This window comes from Catenulispora sp. EB89 (assembly GCF_041261445.1).
In the GTDB taxonomy this organism is placed as follows: domain Bacteria; phylum Actinomycetota; class Actinomycetes; order Streptomycetales; family Catenulisporaceae; genus Catenulispora.
Map to the genome: position 1 here is coordinate 72,237 of NZ_JBGCCU010000026.1, position 24,500 is coordinate 96,736.

General features: G+C 71.6%; 9 protein-coding genes. 5 read left to right on the forward strand and 4 right to left on the reverse strand.

Going from position 1 to position 24,500, the window contains the following annotated elements:
- Position 1: 1 nt before the first annotated feature.
- From ABH920_RS39180 to ABH920_RS39190, 3 genes are all read right to left on the reverse strand, one after another.
- Positions 2-2,416, reverse strand: coding sequence for a hypothetical protein (locus tag ABH920_RS39180; RefSeq protein WP_370354366.1), 2,415 nt, complete (start codon positions 2,414-2,416; stop codon positions 2-4).
- Positions 2,413-5,730 carry a tubulin-like doman-containing protein gene (locus tag ABH920_RS39185; RefSeq protein WP_370354367.1) on the reverse strand — a complete coding sequence of 1,106 codons (3,318 nt, stop codon included), beginning with the start codon at positions 5,728-5,730 and terminating at the stop codon, positions 2,413-2,415. The genes ABH920_RS39180 and ABH920_RS39185 overlap by 4 nt, the downstream gene beginning before the upstream one ends.
- Before the next feature lie 72 nt (positions 5,731-5,802).
- Complete coding sequence (locus tag ABH920_RS39190) at positions 5,803-8,028, reverse strand: VWA domain-containing protein (RefSeq protein WP_370354368.1); 2,226 nt, start codon at positions 8,026-8,028, stop codon at positions 5,803-5,805.
- A gap of 837 nt (positions 8,029-8,865) precedes the next feature.
- Here ABH920_RS39190 and ABH920_RS39195 point away from each other — a divergent pair.
- From ABH920_RS39195 to ABH920_RS39215, 5 genes are all read left to right on the forward strand, one after another.
- Positions 8,866-12,147 (forward strand): CHAT domain-containing protein, encoded by a 3,282-nt coding sequence (locus ABH920_RS39195; protein WP_370354369.1) that lies wholly within the window; start codon positions 8,866-8,868, stop codon positions 12,145-12,147.
- 5 nt (positions 12,148-12,152) lie between these two features.
- Positions 12,153-12,857, forward strand: a complete 705-nt coding sequence (locus tag ABH920_RS39200) for a hypothetical protein (protein WP_370354370.1) — start codon at positions 12,153-12,155, stop codon at positions 12,855-12,857.
- Between the two features lie 116 nt (positions 12,858-12,973).
- A complete protein-coding gene (locus ABH920_RS39205) occupies positions 12,974-13,738 on the forward strand; it encodes a GntR family transcriptional regulator (RefSeq protein ID WP_370354371.1) in 765 nt (254 codons plus the stop codon).
- Between the two features lie 180 nt (positions 13,739-13,918).
- On the forward strand, positions 13,919-16,075 hold the full coding sequence (locus tag ABH920_RS39210; RefSeq protein WP_370354372.1) for an alkaline phosphatase family protein: 2,157 nt from the start codon (positions 13,919-13,921) through the stop codon (positions 16,073-16,075).
- A gap of 51 nt (positions 16,076-16,126) precedes the next feature.
- Positions 16,127-21,511, forward strand: a complete 5,385-nt coding sequence (locus tag ABH920_RS39215; RefSeq protein WP_370354373.1) for a carbohydrate-binding protein — start codon at positions 16,127-16,129, stop codon at positions 21,509-21,511.
- Between the two features lie 91 nt (positions 21,512-21,602).
- Here the strand turns inward: ABH920_RS39215 and ABH920_RS39220 are convergent, their stop codons facing one another.
- Positions 21,603-24,476 (reverse strand): RICIN domain-containing protein, encoded by a 2,874-nt coding sequence (locus tag ABH920_RS39220; RefSeq protein WP_370354374.1) that lies wholly within the window; start codon positions 24,474-24,476, stop codon positions 21,603-21,605.
- Between the last annotated feature and the right edge of the window lie 24 nt (positions 24,477-24,500).

Below are 24,500 nucleotides of genomic sequence, written 5' to 3' on the forward strand. Positions count from 1 at the left end.
CCTACTCACCTTCTTCGTCCGGCAGATCGTCGTCGAACAGGTCCTCGTCGAGCGGATCGTCGTCGAGCAGGGCGTCGTCGAGGTCCGGGGCCCCGCTGTCCTCCGCGGCCCATCGGCCGGGCTCCCAGGACGGCGGCGCCTGCCCTTCGGCCTGCAGGTCGTCGGCGACCACGCCGGCCCGCAGCGGGACCAGCCGCAGCACCCCGAGCAGCCTGCCGTCCTCGGTCCACACGGTCGTGGGCGGGTGCCGTTCGGCGCCCGCGGAGGTCCAGGCGACGACCGACTCGGCGGCCTGGGGCGCGAAGCGCACCAGCCGGGCGGCGGCGGCGTCGGACTCCAGCCAGCGCAGGTCCTCCGGGGCGCAGAACTGGGTGAGCCGCACGTCCCGCGCGTCGGACCGGGTCAGTTCGGCCAGGTTGCCCGAGCGGCCCCACAACCGGTCCAGCAGCCGAGCCCGGCCCTCGGGATCCCGGCACCACGGCGGCGGGTGGTGCACGCCGGAGCGCTCCACGTGCCGCAGGTAGTCGTCCAGCCGCTCCGCCATGGCCGTGCCGGCCTCACCCTCGGCCGGCATCCGGATCGGCCGGCGCCGCGCGGGGTCGGCGAACACCGCGAACGCCGCCGCCGCGGCGTCGCTGAGGTCGCCGAGCACGATCTCGTCGACCTCTGATATCTGGGCCTGGAGCTGCTGGGACGTCACGGCGTCGATGCCGGCCAGATCCGCGGCCGGAGGTGCGGAGCCGTCCTGCGGGTCCGGCTCGGGACCGGCTTCCAGCTCCTTACCGATGTCGCCGACGACGGCGGCCAGCACCCGGGCGTAGTCGCAGACCTCGTACTGCCGCTCGGCGGCCCGCCGGCCGACCCGCGCCACTTCCTCGATGACCGCGCGCACCTGGTCGACCATGACCCCCAGGCCGACGACCGTCGTGTGCCGGCGCATGTTCGCGATCAGCAGCCGGGTCCAGGTCTGCGACACGATCCCGACGAGTAGGAGGTCGATGGCGACGCCCAGGGCGATGCCGAGCGCGCCCGGCAGCCCGGACCAGCCGCTGCCGACCATCGCTCCGGTCCCCGCCGCGGCGCCGACCGTCACCGCCGCCCCCAGAAGCACCGTCTGCCGGACCGCGACCACGCCGAGCCCGATCCGCCGCATCCGGCTTCCGTACCAGGCGGCCGCACCCCAGCCGGCCGCCAAGGTGACGGCGGCGGCCGGGACCGTGGAGCCGATGCACAGCACCCCGGCCAACGCCGCGCACAGAGCCAGGAGGTAGGAGAGCCCGGGAGTCCACCGGCCGACCGAGACCGGGCCGACGTTCTCCATGCGGGCGGCGGTCGCTTCGACCTCCTCGGGCCGCAGCCGGCGACGGTACTGCTCCCGGGCGTCGCCGCCGAACCGGTCGGCCACCGCGCGCAGCCGGTCGGCCAGCACCGGCAGCGCCCCGCGCTCGTCGAACGAGGCGAACCCGGCGGCCGCCAGCTCCTCCAGCGCGGGGTTCGGCCCGGCCGGCGGGGCCGCGGCGGTCTCCAGGCCCAGCAGCTCGAAGCCGGCCCGGTACTCGGGATCCGGGGTGTCCCGGGGATCGATGAGGTCGATGACCTCCTCGGCGTCCGCGCTCAGCGCCCGCAGCGCCTGCGCGGCGCGGCGCATGGTCGCCGGCAGGTCGCCGTGCCATTGATCGACGACGGCCCGCGCCTCCAATGCCGCCTCGTGCGCCGCCTGGTAGTGCTTGTCGACCCGGCCCCCGATCCGGATCACGGCGGGTCCGGCCGCGCCGCCGACGGCCGGATCGGCGACCCGCAGCGCGACCGGTTTGCGCGTCCAGGAGCCGTCCTGGCGCGTCAGCCGGGCCAGCGCCGCGGCCACGCCGCTGTGAAAACGGTCGGCGCTGATCTGGGCCCGCACCGCCCGCAGCCCGGGACTCGCCGCGCGCGCCGGCATGCCCCCGGCGGCCTCGATCACCGCCCGGAAGACCTCAGGGCGGCGCAGCGCGTCCAGCAGGGCCGGCGGCGTGGCCGCCACCCGGCCGGAGCCGGCGCCGCCGTGGACGGCGCTGGCGACGCTGGTCTCCATGCCCCACGCGACACCCTGCGCGTCGGCCAGCCACAGCGTCGCGGTCTTCTCGTGCCGGCCCAGCAGGTCCGGCCGGTGCAGGATGCCGTCGGCGCCCATCGGCCCGAGCGCCACGCACACCACCGGGACGTCGATGTTGGCGCTGAAGATGTGCTCGTACACCGGCGCGTGCTGCGTCAGGTCCCGGGCCCGGTCCACGACCAGCAGCAGGACCTGGGCGGTGCCGGTGCCGGAATGCGCGCCGCCGGCGAGGTCCGCCAAGGTGTCGGAGAACCGGCGGGCCAGCAGGGCTCGGATGTCGGTGCTGGTCAGGTCGATCAGCGCCACTTCCTGGGTCACGGTCACCGGTCGGACCTCCCCGGATCCGTGCCGTAGTGATCGTCGTCCCAGCCGTCCTCGTCCTCGTCGAGGGACTCCAGATCGTCCGCCGGGTGGCCGGCGCCCCAGCCCTCGCGGTGGCCCTTGAACATGGCGCGCAGGCTGTTCAGCGGGCTGCTGGCGGCTTCCTGGAACTCCAGCGCGTCCGCCTGCTCGACGGTGTCCGTCCAGAACTCCCGCAGCTCCTTGATCCAGGTGCGGGAACCGACCGGGGCGATGGCCAGCCAGGCGTCGAGCGCCTTGGTCTGATGCGGCTTCAGCCGGGTCATGAACCACGTGTACAGGGCCGACGGGTTCGGACGGCTGTGCAGGTTCGCCGGCAGGGTCCGCATCAGGCGCTCGCAGAACTCCGGCCGGATCTGTTCTTCCTGGGCGTCGTTGGAGAAGATCCACCGTTCGTAGGCCGAGATCAGATCGGCCCAGGAGGAGGTGTTGCCGTAGCCGGTCACGGCCAGCCGCACGGACACCGGCTGGTCCCCCGGCAAGGAGATGATGACGTGGTCCGGGGAGCTCCTGCGCCCCTCGACGGTGACCTGGCCGTTCCACATCGCGCACAGCAGGTGGTGCATGATCAGCTGCCGGTCGGCGCGCGTGCTGGCCAGGTGCCGGTAGTTGTAGCCCAGCCGCTGCCGCCAGGCCAGGAAGTCCTGGTTCTGCTCGTTGTGCAGGGCCTTGTTCCAGTGCGCCAGGATCTGGCGCAGCTCGGGCACGTCGGCCAGGCCCATCGAGGTGCGGAACAGCACGATCGTCACCGATTCGGCGTCCACCGCGCGGAACTGCACCGCCTGGCTCGGTTCTTCGGGGAAGTTCAGCTTCTTCTGGATGTGCTGCTCGACGAGCGCGTCCTTCGCGCCGGCCGGGTAGGCGACCAGGACCTTCAGCTGGCCGGATCCGGCCGGGACGAAGGAGGCCGGCAGCATGCTCGCCAGCTGCTGCTGGAAGGTGGTCAGGTCGCCCTCGCCGACCGTCGGCCCCTCCTTGCCGGCCGACCGGGCCAGCAGGTCCCGCAGCGACGGCAGCAGCGGCTGTTCCTCGCCGGACATCCCGCGGGTCACGAACAGCACCTTGACCTGCTGCTTGAGGATGTTGCGCACGTACTGCACCGCGGCGTCGTAGCGGTTCTCGGCCGTGCTGTCCGGGCTGATCTGGTCGTAGGCGTGGCGCCAGCCCTGGCTGCCGAGCAGCCCGGCGACGATCTCGGCCTCGGTCGAGGTGGGCCGCAGGTTGAGTTCGGGCCGGGCCAGGAAGCGGCGCACCACCGACCGGTAGAACACGTCGAGGTCGCCGATCGGCGGCAGCAGGTAGGTGATCCCGCCCCGCCTGCGGTACAGCTCGGAGGTGCGCTGGCGGAACGCGTCGGGCTCGGACCGCGCGTGCGTCAGGAACGCCGAGGCCAGTCCCGTGACCTCGGCCCGCAGCCGGAGCACCCGGGGATCCCAGATCACCGACACGTCGCCCCAGGCGTTGTTCCACAGCGACTCGGCCCGCCACTTGTACCACTTGTCCTGCTTGGCCATCTGGGCGCGGACGTCCGGATCGGTCCAGTCCAGCCCGCGGAACAGGCGCCGGGTCGGCGTGGCGACCGGCGGCGGGGCCATGGTTATGCCGGCCGGCGGGACCGGCGCCTGCCGCCGGGCCTCCAGCGAGCCGACGAAGCCGACCCGGTCGGCCGGTTCGAGCAGTTGCTGGTCGCCCAGCGCCACGCGCTGCAGCCGGAATGGGTCCATGGCGGTCAGGGCCTCGCGCACGCCCCGCCGGTAGTCGAAGTCGCGGGCCAGACGCGGCGCGATCGCGCGCAGCCGTCCGGCCAGCACCGGCAGCCGGCTGTCCATCGTGTTGACCCGGGTGTGCAGCGTCCGCAGCACCGCCTGCGTGCCGCGGACCGGCGCGGGCTCCTGGAAGGGTTCTGGCTCGCGGACCCGGAGCTCCTCCAGACCGCAGGAGGCGAAGAAGGCCTCGATCAGTTCCCGGTTGCGCTCGGTCCCGCCGCCGGGCGCCCCGGACAGTTCGTCGACCGCTCGGGCCAGCAGCCGCGAGCTGACGATGTCGGCCAGGTCGTCGACCGGCACGGTCATCGAGGCGACCAGGCTGGTGGACACCGGGCGCAGCCCGATGCCGGCGTAGGAGGCGGTCTGCCGCTCCACGCCCTGGTTGATGAAGTCCGCGGCGAACGACTGGTAGACCTGCTCCGGAGCCGGCGCGTCGGAGCTCGCCGGCTCGTGCTCGGTGCCGATCATCGACAGGATGAAGGAGACGATCGAGCGGTGCAGGTCGTCGCGCTGGATGGCGACGGTCTGGCTGAACAGGAAGGCGGTCTGGACCGTGGCCGGGTCCAGGGTGATCTTCGCGTCCGGATACGCCACCGAGACCCGCTCGCTGGCGGCGTCGCGCAGGCTGTTGCGGCCCTCGACCATGATGACGTTGTTCAGGGCGGAGGCGTCGGTGATCCGCCGGTCCCCCAGCCAGTGCGAGGCACCCGGCGAGTTCTGGTCGTCGACCAGCCGGAACAAGTCCAGCATCGAGGTGGCGGCGTTGAGCTGCGCGCGCCGGCCGCCGCCCTCCTCGGCGAGGAAGGCCGAGGGCATCAGCACCAGCGGGTGGATCTGCGCCTTGAACCCGTTGGCGGCGAACCGCTCGCCGATGATGTGCAGGAAGTCGTAAAAGATCCCCGCTCCGGTGCCGCCGGCTATGGAGAAGCCGACGAACACGTCGCAGGTGCCCACCGCGCGCGCCTCGCCGCCGGCCCGGTCGATGACCCCGGCGGACTGGGCGATGCCGATGAGCGCTTCGTTCAGCGGCTCGTGGATGGCGCTGATCCCGGAGCGGATGGTCTCGAACAACGCGGCCCGCCCGACCGTGGGCAGCTGTCCGGCGCCCCGGACCAGTGGCGCCACCCGCGGTTCGCCGACCTGGGGCGGCAGCCAGTCCTTGGTCTCGGCCGCGGCACCGGTTCGCAGCGCCAGCGCCACGTCGGGGTAGCTGTGGAAGCGGTGCGGCACCAGCTTGTTGGCGAAGTGCTGGGTCATGCTCGCCGCCACGAGGTGTTCCTCGGTCGGCACGCTCCGGCTCCGGACCTTGCTGAGCTCGGCCTCGTTGAGGTCGGCGTAGACGAACTGCAGGAAACCGGGCAGCTGGAACGGGCGCATGGTCTGGTCGTCGCGCAGCAGCGCGGTCCCGTCGGGGCCGCACAGCTCGTCCCGCAGCCGTCGTTCGAGTTCAGTGCCGATCAGGCAGCCGGTGCCGCCGAGGCCGACGTAGAGCATCGGCGTGGTGAGCTTCAAGGTGGGTACCCCCTCGCATCGGGATCGCGTCGGTACAGCGTCAGAACAGCGTCGGAACAGCGGAGCGGGCGATCAGACGACTTCGGGCGTCTGGGGATCCTCGCCCGGATCGGCGGCGGTCCCCGGGTCGCGGCCCCCGAGCAACCGATCGAGCAGCCCCGTCCGGTCCTGACGGACGCGACGGTCTTCGTAGCCCAGGTTGATGTCCTCGCTCAGGGCGATGCGGTCGCCGACGTAGAGCACCGCGGGATCCCGGCCCTCGCTGCTCACCATCAGGCCGTTGCGACGGCGGCGGGCGACCCACTGCACGCCGCCGACCCGGACCAGCCGGCCCTGGCCCTCGTCGCCGACTCCTACCAGCCCGAAGGGGAAGCGGGTCGCCGGGACGCTGGGGGCGGGCAGCTGTTCGTAGATGTCGCCGTAGCGGTCGAACAGCGTCATCGTGATGTCCCGGACATCCCCTCCGCGCAGCCGGCTGCGGATCGCCCAGGCGACAGCGAAGACCACTGCGACGAGCAGCCCCAGGCCGAGGGCGAGCCACAGGCCGTACTTCTGTACGAACGACGGCGGAGGCACGATGTCCACCGGCAGGAAGCGGGACGTGTACTGCTGCTTGGTGTCGGTGTCGGTCGCCGTGAGCGCCCCGGAGATCCGGCCGGGACGGACGGCCCGGTCGACGTGGATGGTCAACGGCACCGGCGGGCGGACGCCGGAGTCCGACGACAACGACACCGTGGGCTGGCGGAGGGTGACGCCGGGTTGTGCGTCCTGGAGCTCGACGGTCACGGTGTGAGCTCGGCCGGACTGGTTCTCCAGCTGCAGCATGACGGTGAAGTCGTCGCCGGGATGCACGGTCGTCGACCCGATGATGAAGTTGGCGTTCACGCTGCCCGCGCCGGGTACGCGCAGCTGCGGGTAGGAGACGTTCTGCTGAGCCGCGACGCCAGGTCCGGTCACCAGGCCGGTGAGCGTCAGACCGCCGGTCGCGCTCGGCGGGACCGTGATGCTCCCGTGGTACAGGCCCGGCCGGCCGGAGTCGGCCTGCAACGGCGTGGACACCGGATCGAACCCGGTGCCGCTCATCCCCGCGACGACCTTGACGTCCTTCAGGGCGTCGGCGGTGAGCGCGCCGTCCCGGCTGGCTATCAGCTCGACGTCCACCGCGACGGGCTGACCGGGCACGGCGTCGCCGTCGACGACGATGTCGGAGGTCAGACGGCCCTGCCACAGCACGTCGGCGGCCACGGACTGGACGGGGGAGCCGGCCGGTGCGCTGATGACGACATGCCACGTGCCGGGCGGCGGATTGGTGATCTGCAGCGTCTGGATGACGCCGCCGGAACCCTCGAGCTCGTAGTGGGTCGCACCGACGGTGTCGGTCGTCGGGACCGGATTCTGGTGCGGATCCTCGAAGACGACCTTGTCCTGCGGATCGCCGGTGAGCACCTCGATCGCCCCGGAGGTGGCGATGACCGGGATGTCCACGGGGACGTCGACGGTGCTGCCCGAGGACAGCGGTACCAGGTTCCCGTTCTTGAAGACCGCGCACCGGGCGGACGCGAAGAACTGCGCCAGGAGCGTCGTCCGCGTCTCGGAGACGTCGGGGACCAGTTGAGCACGGTTGGCAGCACACTGATCCTGATAGCTGTGCTGGGCCATGGGCGTCAGGTCGTCGAGCTTCGCGTCCGTGCCGAAGCCGAGCCCCCAGATGGAGACGTGCGCGGCGAGCGCGTCGGGGATCGTCTGGTTGGTCAGGATCGCCCGGGCCAGCCGGGTGGCGTCGTCGGAACCGGCGTTGGGGTTGTAGACCTGCATCACGCCGTCGGTGAGCAGGAACACCAGACGCTGGTAGCTGGCGGGCGCGTTCCGCAGATCGGTGACCGCCTGATCGAGCACCGCGTTGAAGTCCGTGTTGTTCCCTTCCTGGTCGCTGCGGCGAGCCAGACCGGACACGCAGGTCGCCACGGAACCGCGCTGGACCGGAGTGCTCAGCGGCGTCATCGGGCAGATCGTCGGCGCCTGCGGGTTGGTGGCCGACTCGTATTCGTCGCGCCCGCCGAACCCGATCACCTCCACCGAGGACTGTTGGTTGAACTCGTCGTAGAGGATCGAGGTGGCAGCGGCCTTCTCCTGCGCCATCTTGTCCGGCGTGATGCTGCCGGACTCGTCGACCGCGATGACGATGTTCGCCGGCGCCAGGCCGGCGGCGGAGCCTGTGGGCCCGGGGTCGGAGCGCGGCCGGCCGGCCGCCGACGCCGGGCCGGCACCGGCCCCGACGGCGACGAGGCTCGTGAGCATCAAGATGGCGACAACCGTCAGCCTGCTCAGCGGAGCACGCGTCCCGGAAGGCGCCGGAGAATGCCGGGAATCATCGGCAGGACGCCCCGAGAATATCCCTTCGAACACCGCAGCGAATGCCCGGAGAACACGAAAGAGCGGCATCCAACCCCCTACAACCCGAATGCCATAAGCCCAGCCCAGACTTGGCACACCGAAAGTTACACCGAACTCGGAAGTGAGACCATACCACCGCTGGCAATACCCGCAAGGCGCGCCAAGATCCATGTTCCGAAGCCGCCGCGCCAATCGATCATTGTCAAAAGAAATATGCCACGGGCCGGGCCGTACGAAAAAGCAGATCTTGAGGGATCTGACGGACGGCCGGGTGCGGATTCCATCAGCACCCGCACATCACCGCCGCGACTCCGAGCTGCCCGGAGCCGTCCGCACGGCCCCAGATACACCCGGGTTGAGCTGCGGATGATCGACCGTACGCAGCGATCGGCGACCGGTGCACGCGGCGGGAGCGCCAGGTTGGCGCCATGGCAGAACAGCAGGGATTACCCCTAATGAATGCCCGGCTATGCCTTCCGGGGCGCCGTTCGAACCCAGGTGTCGCTTGATAACGATTATCGTGGCTTCCGCATATGGCTATTGGCTGTTTCCGGCCAAAGGATGCAGAACTTGGCGCCCCCGACCTATGTGCGGGTTGGCGGGCAACCGCTCGGTTATGGCTTTCTGGAGCCTTTTCCGCCATCCGTCAGGGCGCCGACGATTCGGCACAATTCGTGAGGTGTTTCTTCTTGTCGATCTCATCGCCGCCGATGCGGACACCGGCGGCGTACCATGACGCGGGTGACCGACCTGGAGCGTCTCAGGGTTCTGGCGGAGCAAGGACGCCACGCTGAACTCGCGCGCGCGGCCGAGGAGGTCGTCGTCGGGGAGGTCGCGGCCGGCTCGGCGGCCCGGGGTGAAGTCGATCTGTTGTGCGTGCGGAATCGGTTCGAGCAGGGCTACGTCCGCGACGCCCATGAGATGGCACGACGGCTGCTCTCGGATGCGGATCCCGGCTGCCGTCTCGGGTTGTGGAGCGAGTTCCTGGCCTTGTACGCCGAGCCGGATGCCGATGTGATGGCGCGGCTCGACGAGTTCGACCGGCTGTGCGCCGGCGCCGCCGCGAGCCCTGACGGCCCCGTGGCGGCGCTGGCGGTCGATTTGAGCGCCCGGGCCTGGACCGTGCGGCAGGTGCGGGGTGGTAAGGGTACTGATTCGCGGGTCGAGAGCATGCGTCGGATGGCACACGCCGCCGAGGTCTACCGGTCCACCGGTCTGGTCCGGGACGCGGCCGACACGTTGCGCCGGGCGGCGGCGATCGGTGCGGCCGGTCGGGCCGCTGAACGCGCGACTGCTCTGGAGCTGCTGCACAGGGCCGGGACGTTGGCGCGCACGCACGGGCTGCGAATCGCCGCGGCCGAAGTTCGGCTCGCGGTGGCCGCGCTCGCGTTCCGCGACTTCCTGGACGACCCCTCGGGGTACGACTTCGCGCCGATGGTCGCCGAGTTCGAAGGGGCCGAGGCCGATTTCGCGGCGGCGGGGCACGCGTTCGGGGAGGCGAAGGTCGCCTCGGCCGTCGGGCTGCTGCTTCTGGCCTACGGGTCCGAGGACGGGCTGGCGTTCGCCGAGACGGCGGCGCGGGGCTTCGCCGAGGCCGACAATCCCTTGGGCGAGCAGCCGGTGTGGGCCGCGCTGAGCACGTGGCACACGCTGCGCGGCGACCCCGACGCGGCCCGGCGTGCGTCGGAGCGGGCGGGGATTCTGGCGTTGGCCAGCGGGGTCACGCTCGGCATCGAGGTGCGGGCCCTGGGCGAGGCGCACGACGCCCTGCGCGCCGGGGAAGCCGGGATCGCGGGGCCGCTGTTGGAGAGCAGCGGTCGCGTCGCAGGGAGTGGCGACGGTGCGGGGGCGTTCCCGCTGGCGAGCCTGGTCCTGGCCGCGACGACGGCGAGCTCGGTGGGGCTGAAAGCCGAGGCGCTCGAACGCCTGGAGACGGTCGTGGCGACACTTGCCGAGACCGGCGCGACGTTCGCCCTCACCGAAGCGCTGAGTGTGGCGGCCACTTTGCTGACCACCGAGGACCCCGACCGGGCCGCGGCGTTGCTCGCGCAGGCGGCGGACCTGGCCCAGGACGCGGAGACGTTTGCCGAACAGAGCCGCTACCTGGCACAGGCCGCCTGGGGCCGGGTGGTCGCCCGGCACGCCGCCGGGGCCGTGCCGCTCGTCGACGACGCGGTTCTGCGCGACTTCGACAAGGCCGAGGCGATCCTGTCCGCTCAGCGCACGCTGGCGGCACGCAGCGAACTCGTCAACCTGTACGAGTTCCGCGGTCAGGCGGCGATGTTCGCCGCGGACTGGGACCAGTGCGGCCACTGGCTGACCCGGGCCGAACACGTCGCGCGGACCTGCGGTCTGCTCCCTCAGCTCGCGGCGATCCTGTGCCACCAGGGTCTGACGCTCATCACCGTGGCGAGAAGGGCCGGCCCCGAGACGTACGACATCGCTGCGGACCGGCTGGAGAAGTCCCTCGACCTCTACCGGCAGACGGGGTTGCGTCCCTTCGTGTGGCAGGTGACGTTCCATCGCGCGCTGTGCGATATCGAGGCCCTGCGCTGGCCCCATCCGGACGGAGTGTCGCCGAGCCTCGAGGAACGTGTCGCCCGGGCATCGGAGCTGCTGGAGACCGTGTCGGAGGAGATCGACTATCTGCGCCGCTCCTCGGAACACGGCGCAGCCGGACGCCGACAGCAGGTCTGGTCGTCCTTCGCGGCCGACAAGCAGACGTTCTACGAGCAGGCGTTCCAGCTGGCCTGGGACGTGCGTGGGGACGGCGCCGCCGCGTGGCTGTGGCTGGAGCGGGCGAAGGGACGCGCCCTGCTCGACGCGCTCGGCGAGCCGCCGCGGGCCGATGCCACCGAGGACACCGAGGACACCAATGACGCCGACGCCGCACGGACGACTCCGGAAGCCCGCCGACTCGCCGCGAAGCGCTCGGCGCCCGCGGAGTTCGGCGAAATCAGGGCCCTGCTGGAAGCGGAGGAAGCCGCGACCGGGCGCCGCATCGTGCTGGCCCAGTACCTGTGCACGCCGCGACGAACCCTGATGTTCCTCGCCTCGCCGCGGCACAGCCGGCCACACGTCGTGGACGTGCCGTTGGACCACGCCGCGCTGCGGAGCTTCGCGGGGGTCACGTTCGGCGTTCCCGGCGGCGTGCGGATGATGGCGCAGGACCTGGCGGACGGCGGGCTGGCCGCATGGCACCGTTTCGCAGGGCTCGTCGAACCGTTGGCGGCCTTCGCCCGGCCCGACGACGTGGTCTACCTCGCCCCGCACGGGGCGTTGAACGACCTTCCGCTGCACACGCTTCCGATCGACGACGTGCCACTGATCGTGCGCAACCCCGTGTGCTACATCCCGGCAGCCGCGGCCTTGCGGCACACCCTCACCGGCGGCCGTGGGCCGGAGCGGACGGCAGCCGTCTTCGGCGACCCGCGCGGCACGCTTCCCAGCGCGCGCCAGGAGGCCGTGGACGTGGCACGCCAGCTCGGCGTGAAGCCTGTGCTCGGGCCGGACGTCCGCCGTGAACCGGTCCTGGCCGCGCTCGCCTCCGCCGCCGTGGTCCACATCGCCGGGCACGGCCGCGTCTCGGCCGCCGACGGATTCGACTCGTTCATGGAACTCGCCGACCGGGCCACGCTGCGCGCCGCCGATCTGCTGCCGGTGCGCAGCGCCGCGCGGCTGGTGGTGCTGAGCGGATGCCAGACCGGTGTCAGCGAGCAGCTGCCCGGCGAGGAACACGCCGGGTTCATCAGGGCCCTGTTGCTCAGCGGGGTGACCACGATCCTCGCCAGCCAGTGGCGGGTCGCCGACGACTCGACCCGCGAGCTGCTCACCGCCTTCCACCGGCTGCGCACCGGCACGCCGGGAACGGCAGGGACGGCGAGAACGGCGGGAGCGGCAGGAGCGGCGGGCCTCGGCCCGGCCGACGCGCTGCGCGGCGCGGTCCTCGACATCCGGTCCCGGCCCGGCCTGGACCATCTTTACCACTGGGGCGGTTTCGTCCCCGTCGGCTCGTGGAGGTAGCCACCATGACTGAATCAGTGTTCGACTCCGTGACCGGACCGGGCGAGTCGGTCTGGGCCGACATGGCCCTGGACGTCGACGACGACGCGGTCACCGAACGCGCCGACTCGGCCGCCGTCGACGAGCAGGTGCGGCTGCTCGCGCGCGCGAACCGCTTGGCGCTGGTCCGGGACAAGGCCACCCGGCACCCCGACGCGCACCAGGGGCTGGACGTCGTCGACGTCCCCTTGCGCTGCGTCGCCCACGCGCACCCTTCGTGCCACTTCCGCTGGGTCCACGTCACGATCGACCTTTCCGGCACCGCCGGCGCGAAAATCAGCGATCTGGTGCCGCGCGAGAAGATCAGCGACCATCCGGTGAAGATCACCACCACCTACCACGGCGGCCTGTCCTTCAGCACCACGCACCTGCCCATCAAGGCGGACGCCGCCGGCACCTACACCACCGAGAAGGACGTGTACTACCCCACCGTCACGTCCTCCGGCATCGACCTGACCTATGCGATCTGGGACTTCACCGCCCGCGACGGAAGCCCCCTGCACCTGGACCGCCAGCTGCGCCTGCTGCTCACCCTCCCGGCGGCGGCCACGGCCATCGGCGCGGAGCTCAGCATGCGCGCGGTGGTCGAGGCCGACGGCGTGGTCGGGAAGATCCCGCTGATCGGCAGGCGCGGGGCCTCGATCCGCCTGGACGACGTCACCGAGGCTTGAGGCCGCAACGCTGCTGGCCGGGGCCCGCGGAACGTCTCCGGCCCCGCCCCGCAACCCCCGTCCGGTAGCCTCCCCCCGTACGAACGCAAAACCGATCATCAACCAGGACGTGCCTCGTGACGCCCACCGGTCCGGCTTCGGGGAGCCCGGGGAGGGAACCCGCCGAGATCGCCGCCGATCTCGAACGGCGCATCGCCGGCGGCGAGTACCCCGCCGGGCGGCGGCTGCCCAGTGAGCAGGCGCTCGCCGACGGGTACGGCACCACGCGCGCTCGGGTGCGGACCGCCTTGGCCGCGCTGGCCCGGCGCGGGGTGCTGGTGTCGCGGCCGAATTCCGGGTGGGTCGTGCATGCCGGACACCAGGTGCAGACCGTGGGCGAGCTGCGTTCGTTCTCGCGGTGGGCGACCGAGCAGGGCCGCGGGTTCGGCAGCCGGATCGTGGGGCGGGAGACCGGCGGTGCGACCGGTCGGGAGGCGCGGCTGCTCGGCATCGGCCAGGGCGAGCAGGTGCTGCGCTTCGTCCGGGTGCGCGCGCTCGACGGGCGCCCCGCCATGGCCGAGCGCTCCACGTGGGCGCCGTGGGTGGCCTCGGTGGTGGCCGGGCTGCCCGACGACGTCCCCTCCATCTTCGACGCGCTCGAGGCCGCCGGCGTCCCGGTCCTGCTGGGCGAGCACCGCATCGAGGCGATCGCCGCCTCCAGCGCCGACGCGCGGTTGCTGGACGTCCGCCGGTCGAGTCCGCTGCTGCAGGTCAGCCGGACGAGCGTGACGCCCGCCGGCCGGGTCGTCGAGGTCGCGGTCGACCGCTACGCCGCCGACGCCGTGGCCTTCGACGTCCGGGCCGGCGACGCCACGCGGACGTTGCTCTCGCCGCGCGACTGACCACGGCAGGTAGCGGCGCGGCCGCCGGGCGCGGCCCAGTGCGCGCAGTCGGCGACCGGATCGGGCCGCGCGCGGTCCGCGTCCACGACGCGACGGGCCCTGTTCACAGGGCATTCACCCGATCCGCTTTTCATCGGCGCCTGTAAGCCCGTGCCAGCTCACCCGCACCAGGAGTGTTCGATGACCACCGACCACGAGCCCCAGGAAATCCAGGTCCCGGAGCAGATTCTGCGATCGGGTCTGTCGCGACGCGGGATGCTCAAAGCCATGGGGCTGCTCGGCGGCGCGACCGCCGCGGCCGGTGGCGGCGCCGCCTGGGCCGCCACCGACAGCGCCGGCGCCGCCACCACCACCGGCGTCGCGGGAAGCGCCGCCGGGAAGACCGGCGCCACCTACGTCCTCCCCGAAGGCTTCACCGGCTCCATGGCCGACCTCAAGCACGTCGTGATCCTGATGCAGGAGAACCGCGCCTTCGACCACTACTACGGCGCGATGCCCGGCGTCCGCGGCTTCGACGACAAGCAGGCCCTGCGCTTCCCGAACGGCACCGACGTCTTCTCCCAGCCCAACGGCTCCGGCGTGGTCAAGCCGAACCACGTCACCACCGTCGCCCAGACCACCACCGGCCTGGACCACGGCTACGGCTCGGGCACCGCCGCCTGGAACGGCGGCCGGTACAACAACTGGGTCCCGGCCAAGGGCAGCGCCACCATGAACCACCTCACGGGCGAGGAGATCCCCTGGCAGTGGTCGCTGGCCAGCAACTACACCCTCTGCGACAACTACCACTGCTCGATCATGGGCCCGACCACGCCGAACCGCCTCTACCTGTGGACCGGCACCTCGAACGGCGTCACCGCCAACGGCGGCGAGACCTCGGGCAACCGCGGCTGGCAGACCTACCCCGAGGCGCTGCAGAACGCCGGGGTCTCCTGGCGCGTCTACACCGACAACAACAACGGCGACGGCTGGCGCGGCGACTACGAGGACAGCCCGATCCGCGGTTTCTCCACCTTCACCCCGAGCGCGGCGAACCTCGCCGACCCGGTGAAGACCGCCCCCGGCACCGGCCTGGTGTGGCGCGCCAACTCCTTCTCGTACGCGCCGGACGGCCTGCCCAACGACGACAGCGACACCAACCTCAACGGCGTCCTGAAGGACTTCATCGCCGCCTGCGCCCCCGGCGCGCAGTACCCGCTGCCGCAGGTCTCTTGGATCGTCGCGCCGTACGAGTGGTCCGAGCACCCCTCGGCCAACCCCGAGCACGGCGCCCACTACACCGACCGCGTGATCCAGGCCCTGCAGGGCAACCCCGACATCTGGAACCACACGCTGCTGATCCTCAACTTCGACGAGAACGACGGCTACTTCGACCACGTCCTGCCGCCGTTCCCGGAGCCCGGTACCGCGAGCGAGTACTCCGGGAGCACCCCGCTCGGCTACGGCGCGCGCGTGCCGATGATGCTGGTCTCGCCGTGGACCCGCGGCGGCTGGGTGAACTCCGAGGTCTTCGACCACACCTCGGTCATCCGCTTCCTCGAAGTGTGGACGGCCGCGATGGGCACCCCCGCGCAGAGCACCACCATCACGGGCTGGCGCCGGGCCATCAGCGGCGACCTGACCAGCGCGATCGACTTCGCGCACCCGGTCCTGGGCACGCCCTCGCTGCCGGACACCGCGGCGCTGGTCGCGATCGCCCGGGCCGGCGGCACGATCGCCACCCAGGTGCCCGCCGACGACCAGTGGAACGACTACCCGCCGCTGCGCCCGCGTCCGCTGTCCTTCCACCCGCACGGCACGTTCTCCGAGGACCGCGCCACCGGCAAGGTCACGGCGGCCATGACCCTGGCCGGCGGTCCGGCCGGCAAGGCCGTGAGCCTGCAAGTCTTCCCCGACAAGTACAAGGCGTTCGCCAACACGCCGTTCACCGTCACCGCCGCCGCGCCGCGCTCCTACACCTGGGACGCCTCGGCGTATCAGGGCCGTTACGCCTTCTCGATCTACGGTCCGGACGGCTTCGTCCGCTCCCACGCCGGCACCGTGCTGCCGGCCGGGCAGAACAACGCCGGCGTGCCGCGCGTGGACGTCGCGCTGGTCACCGGCGCCGCCCCGAGCGTGGCCATCACCTTGCACAACGACGGCCGCCAGCAGGTCCACTACACCCTGACCGCCAACGACCACGTCGGCGGCACCCAGAGCTTCTGGGTCGCGCCGGGCGGGTCCACGAAGGTCTCCTGGCCCACCGCCGACGGCTACTACGACGTCGTCATGACCGCCGACACCGGCACCGGCTGGAACCACCGGTACGCGGGACGCATCGCGCAGACCGCCCTGTGATGCAGACCGCCGCCTGATTCCGCCACCCGACTCGTTTTCTTGGAGCCCTTCATGGCCGTTCGGCCACGCACCTCCACAGGTGCACCACAAGCGTTACGGCGCATCACCGCCGCCGCCGTCTCCACCGCCCTCGCGGTCGCCAGCCTGGCCCTGGGCCTGGCGCCCGCGGCTTCCGCCGACCCGACGTACGACTCGCGCGACGCCGTCCTGCCGGTGGTGTCCTACGACTTCGACAACGCCGCTCCGACGGGTACGACCGGCACGACCGGCACCACCGTCCCGGACCGCTCGGGCCACGGCAACGACGGCACCTGGAGCGGCACCCCGTCCTACGCCGCCGGCGTGTCGGGCAAGGCGATGCACATCAGCGCCGGCAAGAACTTCCTGACCCTGCCGAAGGTCGCCGGCCAGACCGACGGCGCGGGCAGCTTCGCCTTCGAGACCTGGTGGTACGACACCGCCGAGACGGCCGACGCCCCGCTGGTCGCCAACCAGGACTTCGCCGCCTGCACCAACGCCGGCTTCGCCTTCTACCACCTCAGCGGCACCTACCAGCAGCGCTCGTGCTTCGGCGTCAACGGCACCCGCACCTACAGCCCGACCCGCACCGCCTCGATCCAGAACGGCTGGCACTACCTGGCGGTGGTCGAGGACAGCACGGCGCACACCTACAGCTACTACGTGGACGGCGTCCTGGCCTCGTCCACGTCGACGATCTCCGGAACCGTCGCCGCGAACTTCGCCTCCGGCAACCCGATCCGCATCGGCCAGGACGGCACCGGTGCCTACAGCGCCACCGACGACGCGCTCGTCGACGACTTCACCTTCTACAACCAGGCCATCGGCGCCGACCAGATCGCCGCCGACTACGCCGCGACCAACCCGGCGACCCACTTCCCGGTGACCGTCACCGACGACGGCCACGGCTCCGGCACCGCCGCCGTCCTGGCCCCGGCCGCCGGCGTGACCGACACGCTGACCGCGGCCCCGGCCGCCGGCTATACGTTCAACGCGTGGGTCCCGGTGACGCCGCCCACCCTGACGGTCAACGCCGACGGCACCTTCACCGCACCGGGCAGCCCGGTCACCGTCCAGGCCACGTTCACGCCGAACACCTACACCGTCGCCTACAACGGCAACGGCGCGGACGGCGGCGCGACCGCCTCGCAGACGATGACCTACGACCAGGCCGCGCCGTTGAGCGCGAACGGGTTCACGTTCACCGGCAAGCAGTTCATCGGCTGGAGCACGACGCCGACCGGCGCGCTGACCTACGCCGACCAGGCGAGCGTCAAGAACCTCAGCACCGCCGCCAACGGCACCGTCACCCTCTACGCCCGATGGGCTCCGGCCGGGTCGTTCCAGGTGACCGAGACCGGCGACAGCCACGTCGCCGTGAGTTCGAGCACTGATGCTTCGGCCGGCTGGGTCACCCCCGGCTCCACGGTCACCCTGACCGCGACCCCGGCGACCGGCTACTCCTCGGCCTGGCAGGTCGTCTCCCCCGCGGGTCTGACGGTCGGTGCCGACGGCACCTTCACGATGCCCTCGGGGAACGTGGTCCTCAAGGCCGTCTCGTCGCCGAATCAGTACTCTGTCGCCTTCGACGGCAACGGCGCGACCGGCGGGACGACCGCCGCGCAGCAGCTCACCTACGGCCGGAGCGCGGCCCTGACCGCGAACGGATTCGCCCGCACCGGCTACGGCTTCCTCGGCTGGGCGACCACGCCGGCCGGCAAGGTGGCGTACACCGGAGGCCAGAGTGTCAGCAACCTGACACCGGCGGCCGGCGGAACGGTCACGCTCTACGCCGTCTGGGGACGCTTGCGCGCGCCCGGCGACACCGTCGCCCCGGTGGTCTCCTACGACTTCGCCGCCGACAAGAACGGCGTCGTGACCGACAGCTCCGGGCAGGGCAACGACGGCGCGTGGAAGGGTACTGCGACGTACGGCAAGCTCTCCTCAGGCCTGGTCGCGCACGTCAGCGGCGGCAGCAACTTCGTGCAGCTGCCGAAGGTGGCCGGTCTGACCGACGGCTCGGGCAGCTTCTCGTTCTCCACCTGGTGGGGCGAGTACGGCGAGACCTCCGACACCACGCTGGTGAGCAACCAGGACGCCGGCGCGTGCTACGACGCGGGGATCTCGCTCTACCACATCTCCGGCACCTCCACGACGCGCACCTGCTGGGGCCAGCCGGTCAACGTCACGCGTCAGTACTCCGCGACGAGCCCGACCACCCTGCAGGGCAACTGGCACTACCTCACCGTGGTCGTCGACCGCGGCGCGCAGACCATGAGCTACTACGTCGACGGCGCGCTGTTCACCACGTCCTCGGCCGGCCAGATCACCTCGGCGACCAATTTCAACTCCGGTCTGCCGTTCACCATCGGCCAGGACGGCACCGGCGCCTACCCGGCGTCCGTGGACGCCCTGGTCAGTGACTTCGACTTCTACAACCAGGCGTTGACGCCGGCGCAGATCGCCAACGACTACAGCGCCACCAAGCCGGCCGCCGGCGCGCTGCCCGACGAGTCGACGGTCGACGTGCAGCCGCCGGTGCCGACCGTGGCCGCGGGCTTCGTCACCGACACCTTCCACGCGCCGCAGGCCAGGGTGAGCGCGGCGGTGTCGCAGCCGCTGGCCGGGCTGTGGAACGGCGACGCCGTCACCTCGTACACGAAGACCGGCGGTGACTCCTGGCTGACCGTGGACGCGCACGGTGTGGTGAGCGGCACGGCGCCGGGCACCGCGCCCCAGCACCCTGGCACGATCACCGTGCAGGCCACCGACGGGACCGTGACGTCGTCGATCACCGTCGAGGTACCGGTCCTGGCCGCCGGGGACGCTCCGCAGCTGGCCGCGGCGACCTGGAACCTCTGGGACGCCGGCACGCACGTGGACGACTCGCTGCTGAAGGACCTGACGGTCATCGCGTCCAACGGGTTGGACGTCGTCGGCGTCCAGGAGGACGGCGGCAAGGTCGCGCACCAGATCGCGCAGGCTCTCGGCTGGTACGACTACGAGGGTGCCGGCGGTCTCGGCATCGTCTCGGCGTATCCGATCTCCTCCTCCGGTGTCGTGGCCGCGAGCAGCGCCAGTCCCGCGGTCGGCGTGACGGTCGACGTCGGCGGGCGGAACGTCCGAGTGTGGGACGCGGCGCTCGACGAGACCGCCTACGGTCCGGAGCAGGCCTGCGCGACGCCCGGGACCACCGCTTCGGCGATCGTGGCCGCGGAGCAGGCGAGCACCCGCTACGCACAGGCCCAGGCGATCGCCGGCGAGATCAAGCCGGACGTCGCCGCGGCCGGGACCACTCCGGTGCTGTTCCTCGGCGACCTCGCCTCGCCGTCGGCCGCCGACTGGACCGCCGCCACCGCCGCCTCGCACTGCGCGGTCGGCGCGGTCGACTGGCCGGTGCCGGACGCGCTGGCGGGAGCGGGCCTGACGGACTCCTTCCGGGCGGCCAACGCCGATCCGGCAGCCGCTCCGGGCAACACGTGGTCGCCGATCGTGGCGACGAACCCGGCCACCGGCGCCGCCGAGCCGCAGGACCGGATCGACTACGTCGACTATGCAGGTGCTGATTTGCACGTGCTGGGGTCCGACACGCTCGTGGCGGGGTGGCCTTCGGCGACCGACGTCAACGCGAACGCATGGACCAGCGACCACAAGGCGGTCGTCACCACGTTCACGCTCGGGACGCCGCTGGCGACGACTCCGGCCCCGGTGGTCGGCGTCGCCAAGAACTCGCTGGTGTACCAGGCGGGCCACGGCCCCGGCGCCGACGCCCTGAGCGCTGCCATCGGCGCCACGTCGGACACCGTCGGCGCGGCCGTCGCCGTCGACTCCAGCCACGTCGACTTCGGCACGGTCGGCTACTACACGGTGCTGGTGACCGCGTCCAAGAACGGCTACGTCTCGGACCCGGTCGCGGTGACCGTGCAGGTGGTGCCGGTCATCACGATCGCACTGGCGCACACCTCCGTCTCGGTCGCCGGACCCGGTCTGACCCAGGCGGCGGTGCTCGACGGCCTCGTCGCGGCGCTCAACGTGCACGGCGTGGTCGGCACGGACCTGTCGAAGGTCGACGCGAGCACGGTCGGCAGCTACCCGGTGACGGTGACCGGCACGGACGACTACGGGTTCACGGCGACGGCGTCGGCGACCGTCGTCATCACGGCGCCGGACGCGCCGCCGGTCGTCACCACCTCGGTCAGCCCCGGCGCGCCGGACGGCAAGAACGGCTGGTACATCTCGGGCCCGACGCTCTCGGCCGCCGCGACCGGCGACACCGCCGGCGCCGCGCCGAGCATCCAGTGCAAGGGTGGCGGCGGCGACTGGACGCCGTACAGCGCGCCGCTGGCCGTACCGGACGGAAACTGGACGTATCAGTTCCGTGCGACGGACGGCGCGGGGGTGACGTCCGCCCCGGTCTCGGTGCCGGTGCGGGTCGACCGGACCGCGCCGAGCACGACGGCGTCGTTCGCGCCGGGGGCGACCATCATCACCCCGGTGACGGTGACCCTCACGGCCACCGACGCCGTCTCGGGAGTGGCCGGGACGCAGTACCAGGTCGGGAGCGGCGCCTGGACGGACTACGCGGCACCGTTCGCGGTGCCGCCGACATTCGCCGACCAGACCGTCTCCTTCCGCTCGACCGACGTGGCCGGCAACGTCGAGGCGACCGGCCGCCTGACGATCCCCGCCATCACGCCGATCGCGCCGACGATCACCACCACGGCCACCACGCCGCAGTACGGCACGGCCGCGGCGGTGTTGGTGACGGTCAGCTCCCCGGGCCTGCCCGCCGCCGGCACCGTCACCCTGACGGAAGGCACCACGCCGCGCGGGACCGCCACCCTGGCGGCCGACGGCACGGCCACGTTCACCCTGCCGGTCGGCCTGGCCGCCGGGAACCACGTGCTGTCGGTGGGCTACTCCGGCAGCGACCTGCTGACCCCGGCGTACCAGACGCTGGTGGTGACGGTCGGCCTGCCGCCGGCGTGGAGCGCGTCAGCGGTCTACAACACCGGGGCGAAGGTCTCGTACAAGGGCAACGAGTACGTGGCCTCGTACTACACGAAGAACGAGGTCCCCGGCAGCCCGACCGGCGCCTGGCAGGAGATCGTCCTGACGGAGGCCGGAACGGCGCAGTGGACGCCCTCGCGCATCTTCAACGCCGGCGACCTGGCGGTCTACAACGGCAAGACCTTCAAGGCCGACTGGTACACCCGCGACCAGACCCCCGGCGACGTCACCGGCCCGTGGGAGGAGCAGGCCCCGCCGGGCCCGAACGGCATCGCCCCCTGGACCCCGACCACGGTCTACCACAGCGGTGACCAGGTCACTTACCAGGGCGGGACCTATCGCGCGCAGTGGTACACACGGAATCAGGCTCCGGGTACGTCCGGTGGGCCTTGGAAGAAGGTCGGATAGATCGTCAGACAGATGCAGGTAGACAGGTAGACAGGTAGACAGGTAGTCAAGTAGTCGGCCGGGTCCGCGAACAGGACCCGGCCGCTTTTCATCAGGACACTGTGAAGGACCATTCGCTGGCGGCCCCAGCCGGTCCGCTCTGCACGACGATCGCCCCGTCGCCGCTCCCCGACACGGTGGCGACCAGACCGCTGGTCTGGTTCTGCAGCGTGTAGTAGCCGTCCCCGGTCGGGACCAGTTCCCAGTGCTCGTTGCCGACACCGATGTCAGTCCACTGCTCCAACTGGTTGCCGGACGCCGTGGACCCGTAGGTGTCGTCGAGCACCTTGCCGCTGTTGGGGCTGACCAGCTCGATATAGCCGCCGCCGACCGATCGCACCGTCCAGCGCTCCCACGGGTCGCCGAGGTCGGCCCACTGGTCGACCTTGGTGCCGTCGCTCGTGCTGCCGCCGGGGACCTCCAGGTCCAGGCCGCTGCCCCGGTTGACCACGGCGTAAGTACGGCCGGGGACCGGCGCGGCGACCAGGTTCCACTTCTGCTCGGAGGTGCCGAGGTCGCTCCACTGGATCACCGGCGTGCCGTTCGCCGTCCCCGCGGCGGCGGCCGCGGCCACCAGCGCGCTGGTGCGGTTGACGAACATGACGGTCCCGTCGGCGTTCTGCCGGGCCTGCCACTGCTGGTTCGCGCCGCCGTTGTCAGCCCACTGATCCAGGATCGTCCCGCCGGCGGTGGCGAAGGCGGGGTCCTCCAGCACCTTGCCGTCGTTCTGGTTGACGACCTTGACGTAGCCGCTGCCGTCGCCGACCAGCCCCCACCGCTCCCAGCCCGCACCGGTGTCAGCCCACTGATCCACGTTCGTGCCGTCGGACGCGCTGCCGCCGGGCACCTCCAGCAGCTTGCCGCTGTTGGCGTTGGCCACGCCGTTCCAGATCTGGCCGTAGTCGCCGCCGGTCGGGGTGATCGAGAGGTTGTCGAACTGCGCCGCCTGGTAGCCGCCGGCGCCCAGGCCGATCTGGCCGTGGCTGTAGGAGGAGTCGGTGGCCGTGCCCAGGGTCGTACCGTCCATCGCCGCGGTGATCGTCGAGCCCCGCACGGTGAGCGCCAGGTGGTGCCAGCCGCCGGTGCCGGATGCGGCGACGGTGCCGCCGGCCAGCGTCGTGCGGCCGTTCCTGACGCTGTTCTTCACGATCGACCAGCCGCCGTCGCTGCCGACGACCAGGTAGTAGCCGTCGAGCTGGGCCGGGGAACCGCCCTGGGCATCGACCCGGGCGATCAGCTCGGCGCTTCCGGCCTGCTCGAAGTCCACGTCGGCGGCGACCGTGTAGTCGGACCAGTCCACGTCGCCGAGCAGCGCGTACGGGTCGCTGTCGGAGTTCCACTCGATCGGCTGGGACGTCGCCATCTGCCGCACGCACATGCCGGAACGGCCCGCGCACGGCACCGTCTCGAACGCTCCCTGCTGGTCGGCGAGGTAGCGGGCTTCCTTGCCGGCGGCGTACTCGTCGAAGCTGTCGCTGTACGGCAGGGCCATGGTCGCGCGGGCGTTGCCGACGGCGGTGCCGTGCCCCTGGCCGGTCGTGGTCGTGACGCTGTACACCCGGCCCGGCTGGAGGGTCAGCGTGTACCTGCCTCCGCTCGGGGTGATGTCAGCCTGCTGAGTCAGGTAGGTACCGGTCGTGAAGTCGCTGGACCAGATGTGCACGGTCCCGGTGGACAGACCGCCGGCCACGGTCATGGTGACGGTCTGCGCGGCCGGAGCGTCCAGCGTCTCGAAGATGGTCGAGTAGTCGGTGCCGTTCGGCGCGGCCAGGGTGTCGTAGCTGCCGCTGTGCGGGTCGCCGCCGGTACCGCTCCCGCTCAAGTAGCCCGAAGCGCTGTCGATGTAGTGCCAGCCCGGCGCGGTGAACTGCGTGGTCTGGGCCGTCGCCCACAGCGCCGATCCCAGCTGGTACGACCCGGCCCACGGCTGGTTCGCCAGCATCAGCCCGGTCTGGGACCAGGTCTGGTCGGGATAGATCGAGGCGACCGGCGGCCAGTTGATGTACGCCGTCATCTTCCCGTCGATGTAGTCCCGGTTGATCGCCCGCGCCACGGCCGGACCGGCGTTCAGGTCCTCCGAGCCGTTCTCGCTGGCCCACAGATTCTGCTTCAGGTTCTGCGCGGCCGCGGGGCTCGAACACGAGGTGTAGGCCGACAGGTAGCCGCACGGGTAGTGCATGCCGACCGTGGCCACCGCGGCGGAGAAGGCGGGGTCGGACGCCAGGTCGTTCGCTATGTTCCAGGTGAAGCTGTCGGCGGCGATGATTTTGGTGCTCAGCCCGGCGGCGACCAGCGCGGCGTGGAAGTTCTCGTACCAGGTCTTGTCGTAGTCGCGCTCGTTCCAGCCGCCGATGCTGTCGATGGTGATTCCGTGGTCTGATTTGGCGTGCTCGATCCAGTGCACGTAGTAGTCGATCATGTCCCTGGACCAGAAGTACGGCTGGCCGGGATGCGGGTTGGCCGGATCGTTGACGCCGATCCAACCCGGCGCTCCCCAAGCCAGCGCCACGAACTTGATGTTCGGGTTGCGCGCCTTGGCCTGCTCCATCAGCCACCACTCGTAGCCGCGGTTGTAGTCGGCGTCGCTCGGCGTGTGCTGGGCGCTGGGCTCGGCGCCGTCGGTGGAGTTGGTGTCGCCGCCGACCTCGACCTTGAGGATCTGCAGGCTCGCCCCGTAACCGGGCTTGAACAGGTAGTCGAGGATCTGCGAACGCTGCGGTTCGGGGTAGTCGAACAGCAGCCGCGAGTTGGCGCCGGCGCTCAGCGCGCCGACGCCGTCGAAGGTCCGCCCGCTCTGCGTGCCGTCGACGGTGATCGAGGTGGAGTCCGCGCGCACGGGGGCGGCCAGCGCACCGCCGGCCAGGAAGCCGGCGGCCAGGAACGCGGCGCAGCCGGCGGCGAGCAGCCGGAGCCGTTGTCGGATCATGGGGCGGCCTTTCTCAGGAGGCTG

Excerpts from the sequence above, each read along its gene's own strand:
- ABH920_RS39220 (WP_370354374.1), bottom strand. The coding sequence starts at position 24,476 with ATGATCCGACAACGGCTCCGGCTGCTCGCCGCCGGCTGCGCCGCGTTC.
- ABH920_RS39190 (WP_370354368.1), bottom strand. The coding sequence starts at position 8,028 with ATGCTCACGAGCCTCGTCGCCGTCGGGGCCGGTGCCGGCCCGGCGTCG.
- ABH920_RS39215 (WP_370354373.1), top strand. The coding sequence starts at position 16,127 with ATGGCCGTTCGGCCACGCACCTCCACAGGTGCACCACAAGCGTTACGG.
- ABH920_RS39210 (WP_370354372.1), top strand. The coding sequence starts at position 13,919 with ATGACCACCGACCACGAGCCCCAGGAAATCCAGGTCCCGGAGCAGATT.
- ABH920_RS39200 (WP_370354370.1), top strand. The coding sequence starts at position 12,153 with ATGACTGAATCAGTGTTCGACTCCGTGACCGGACCGGGCGAGTCGGTC.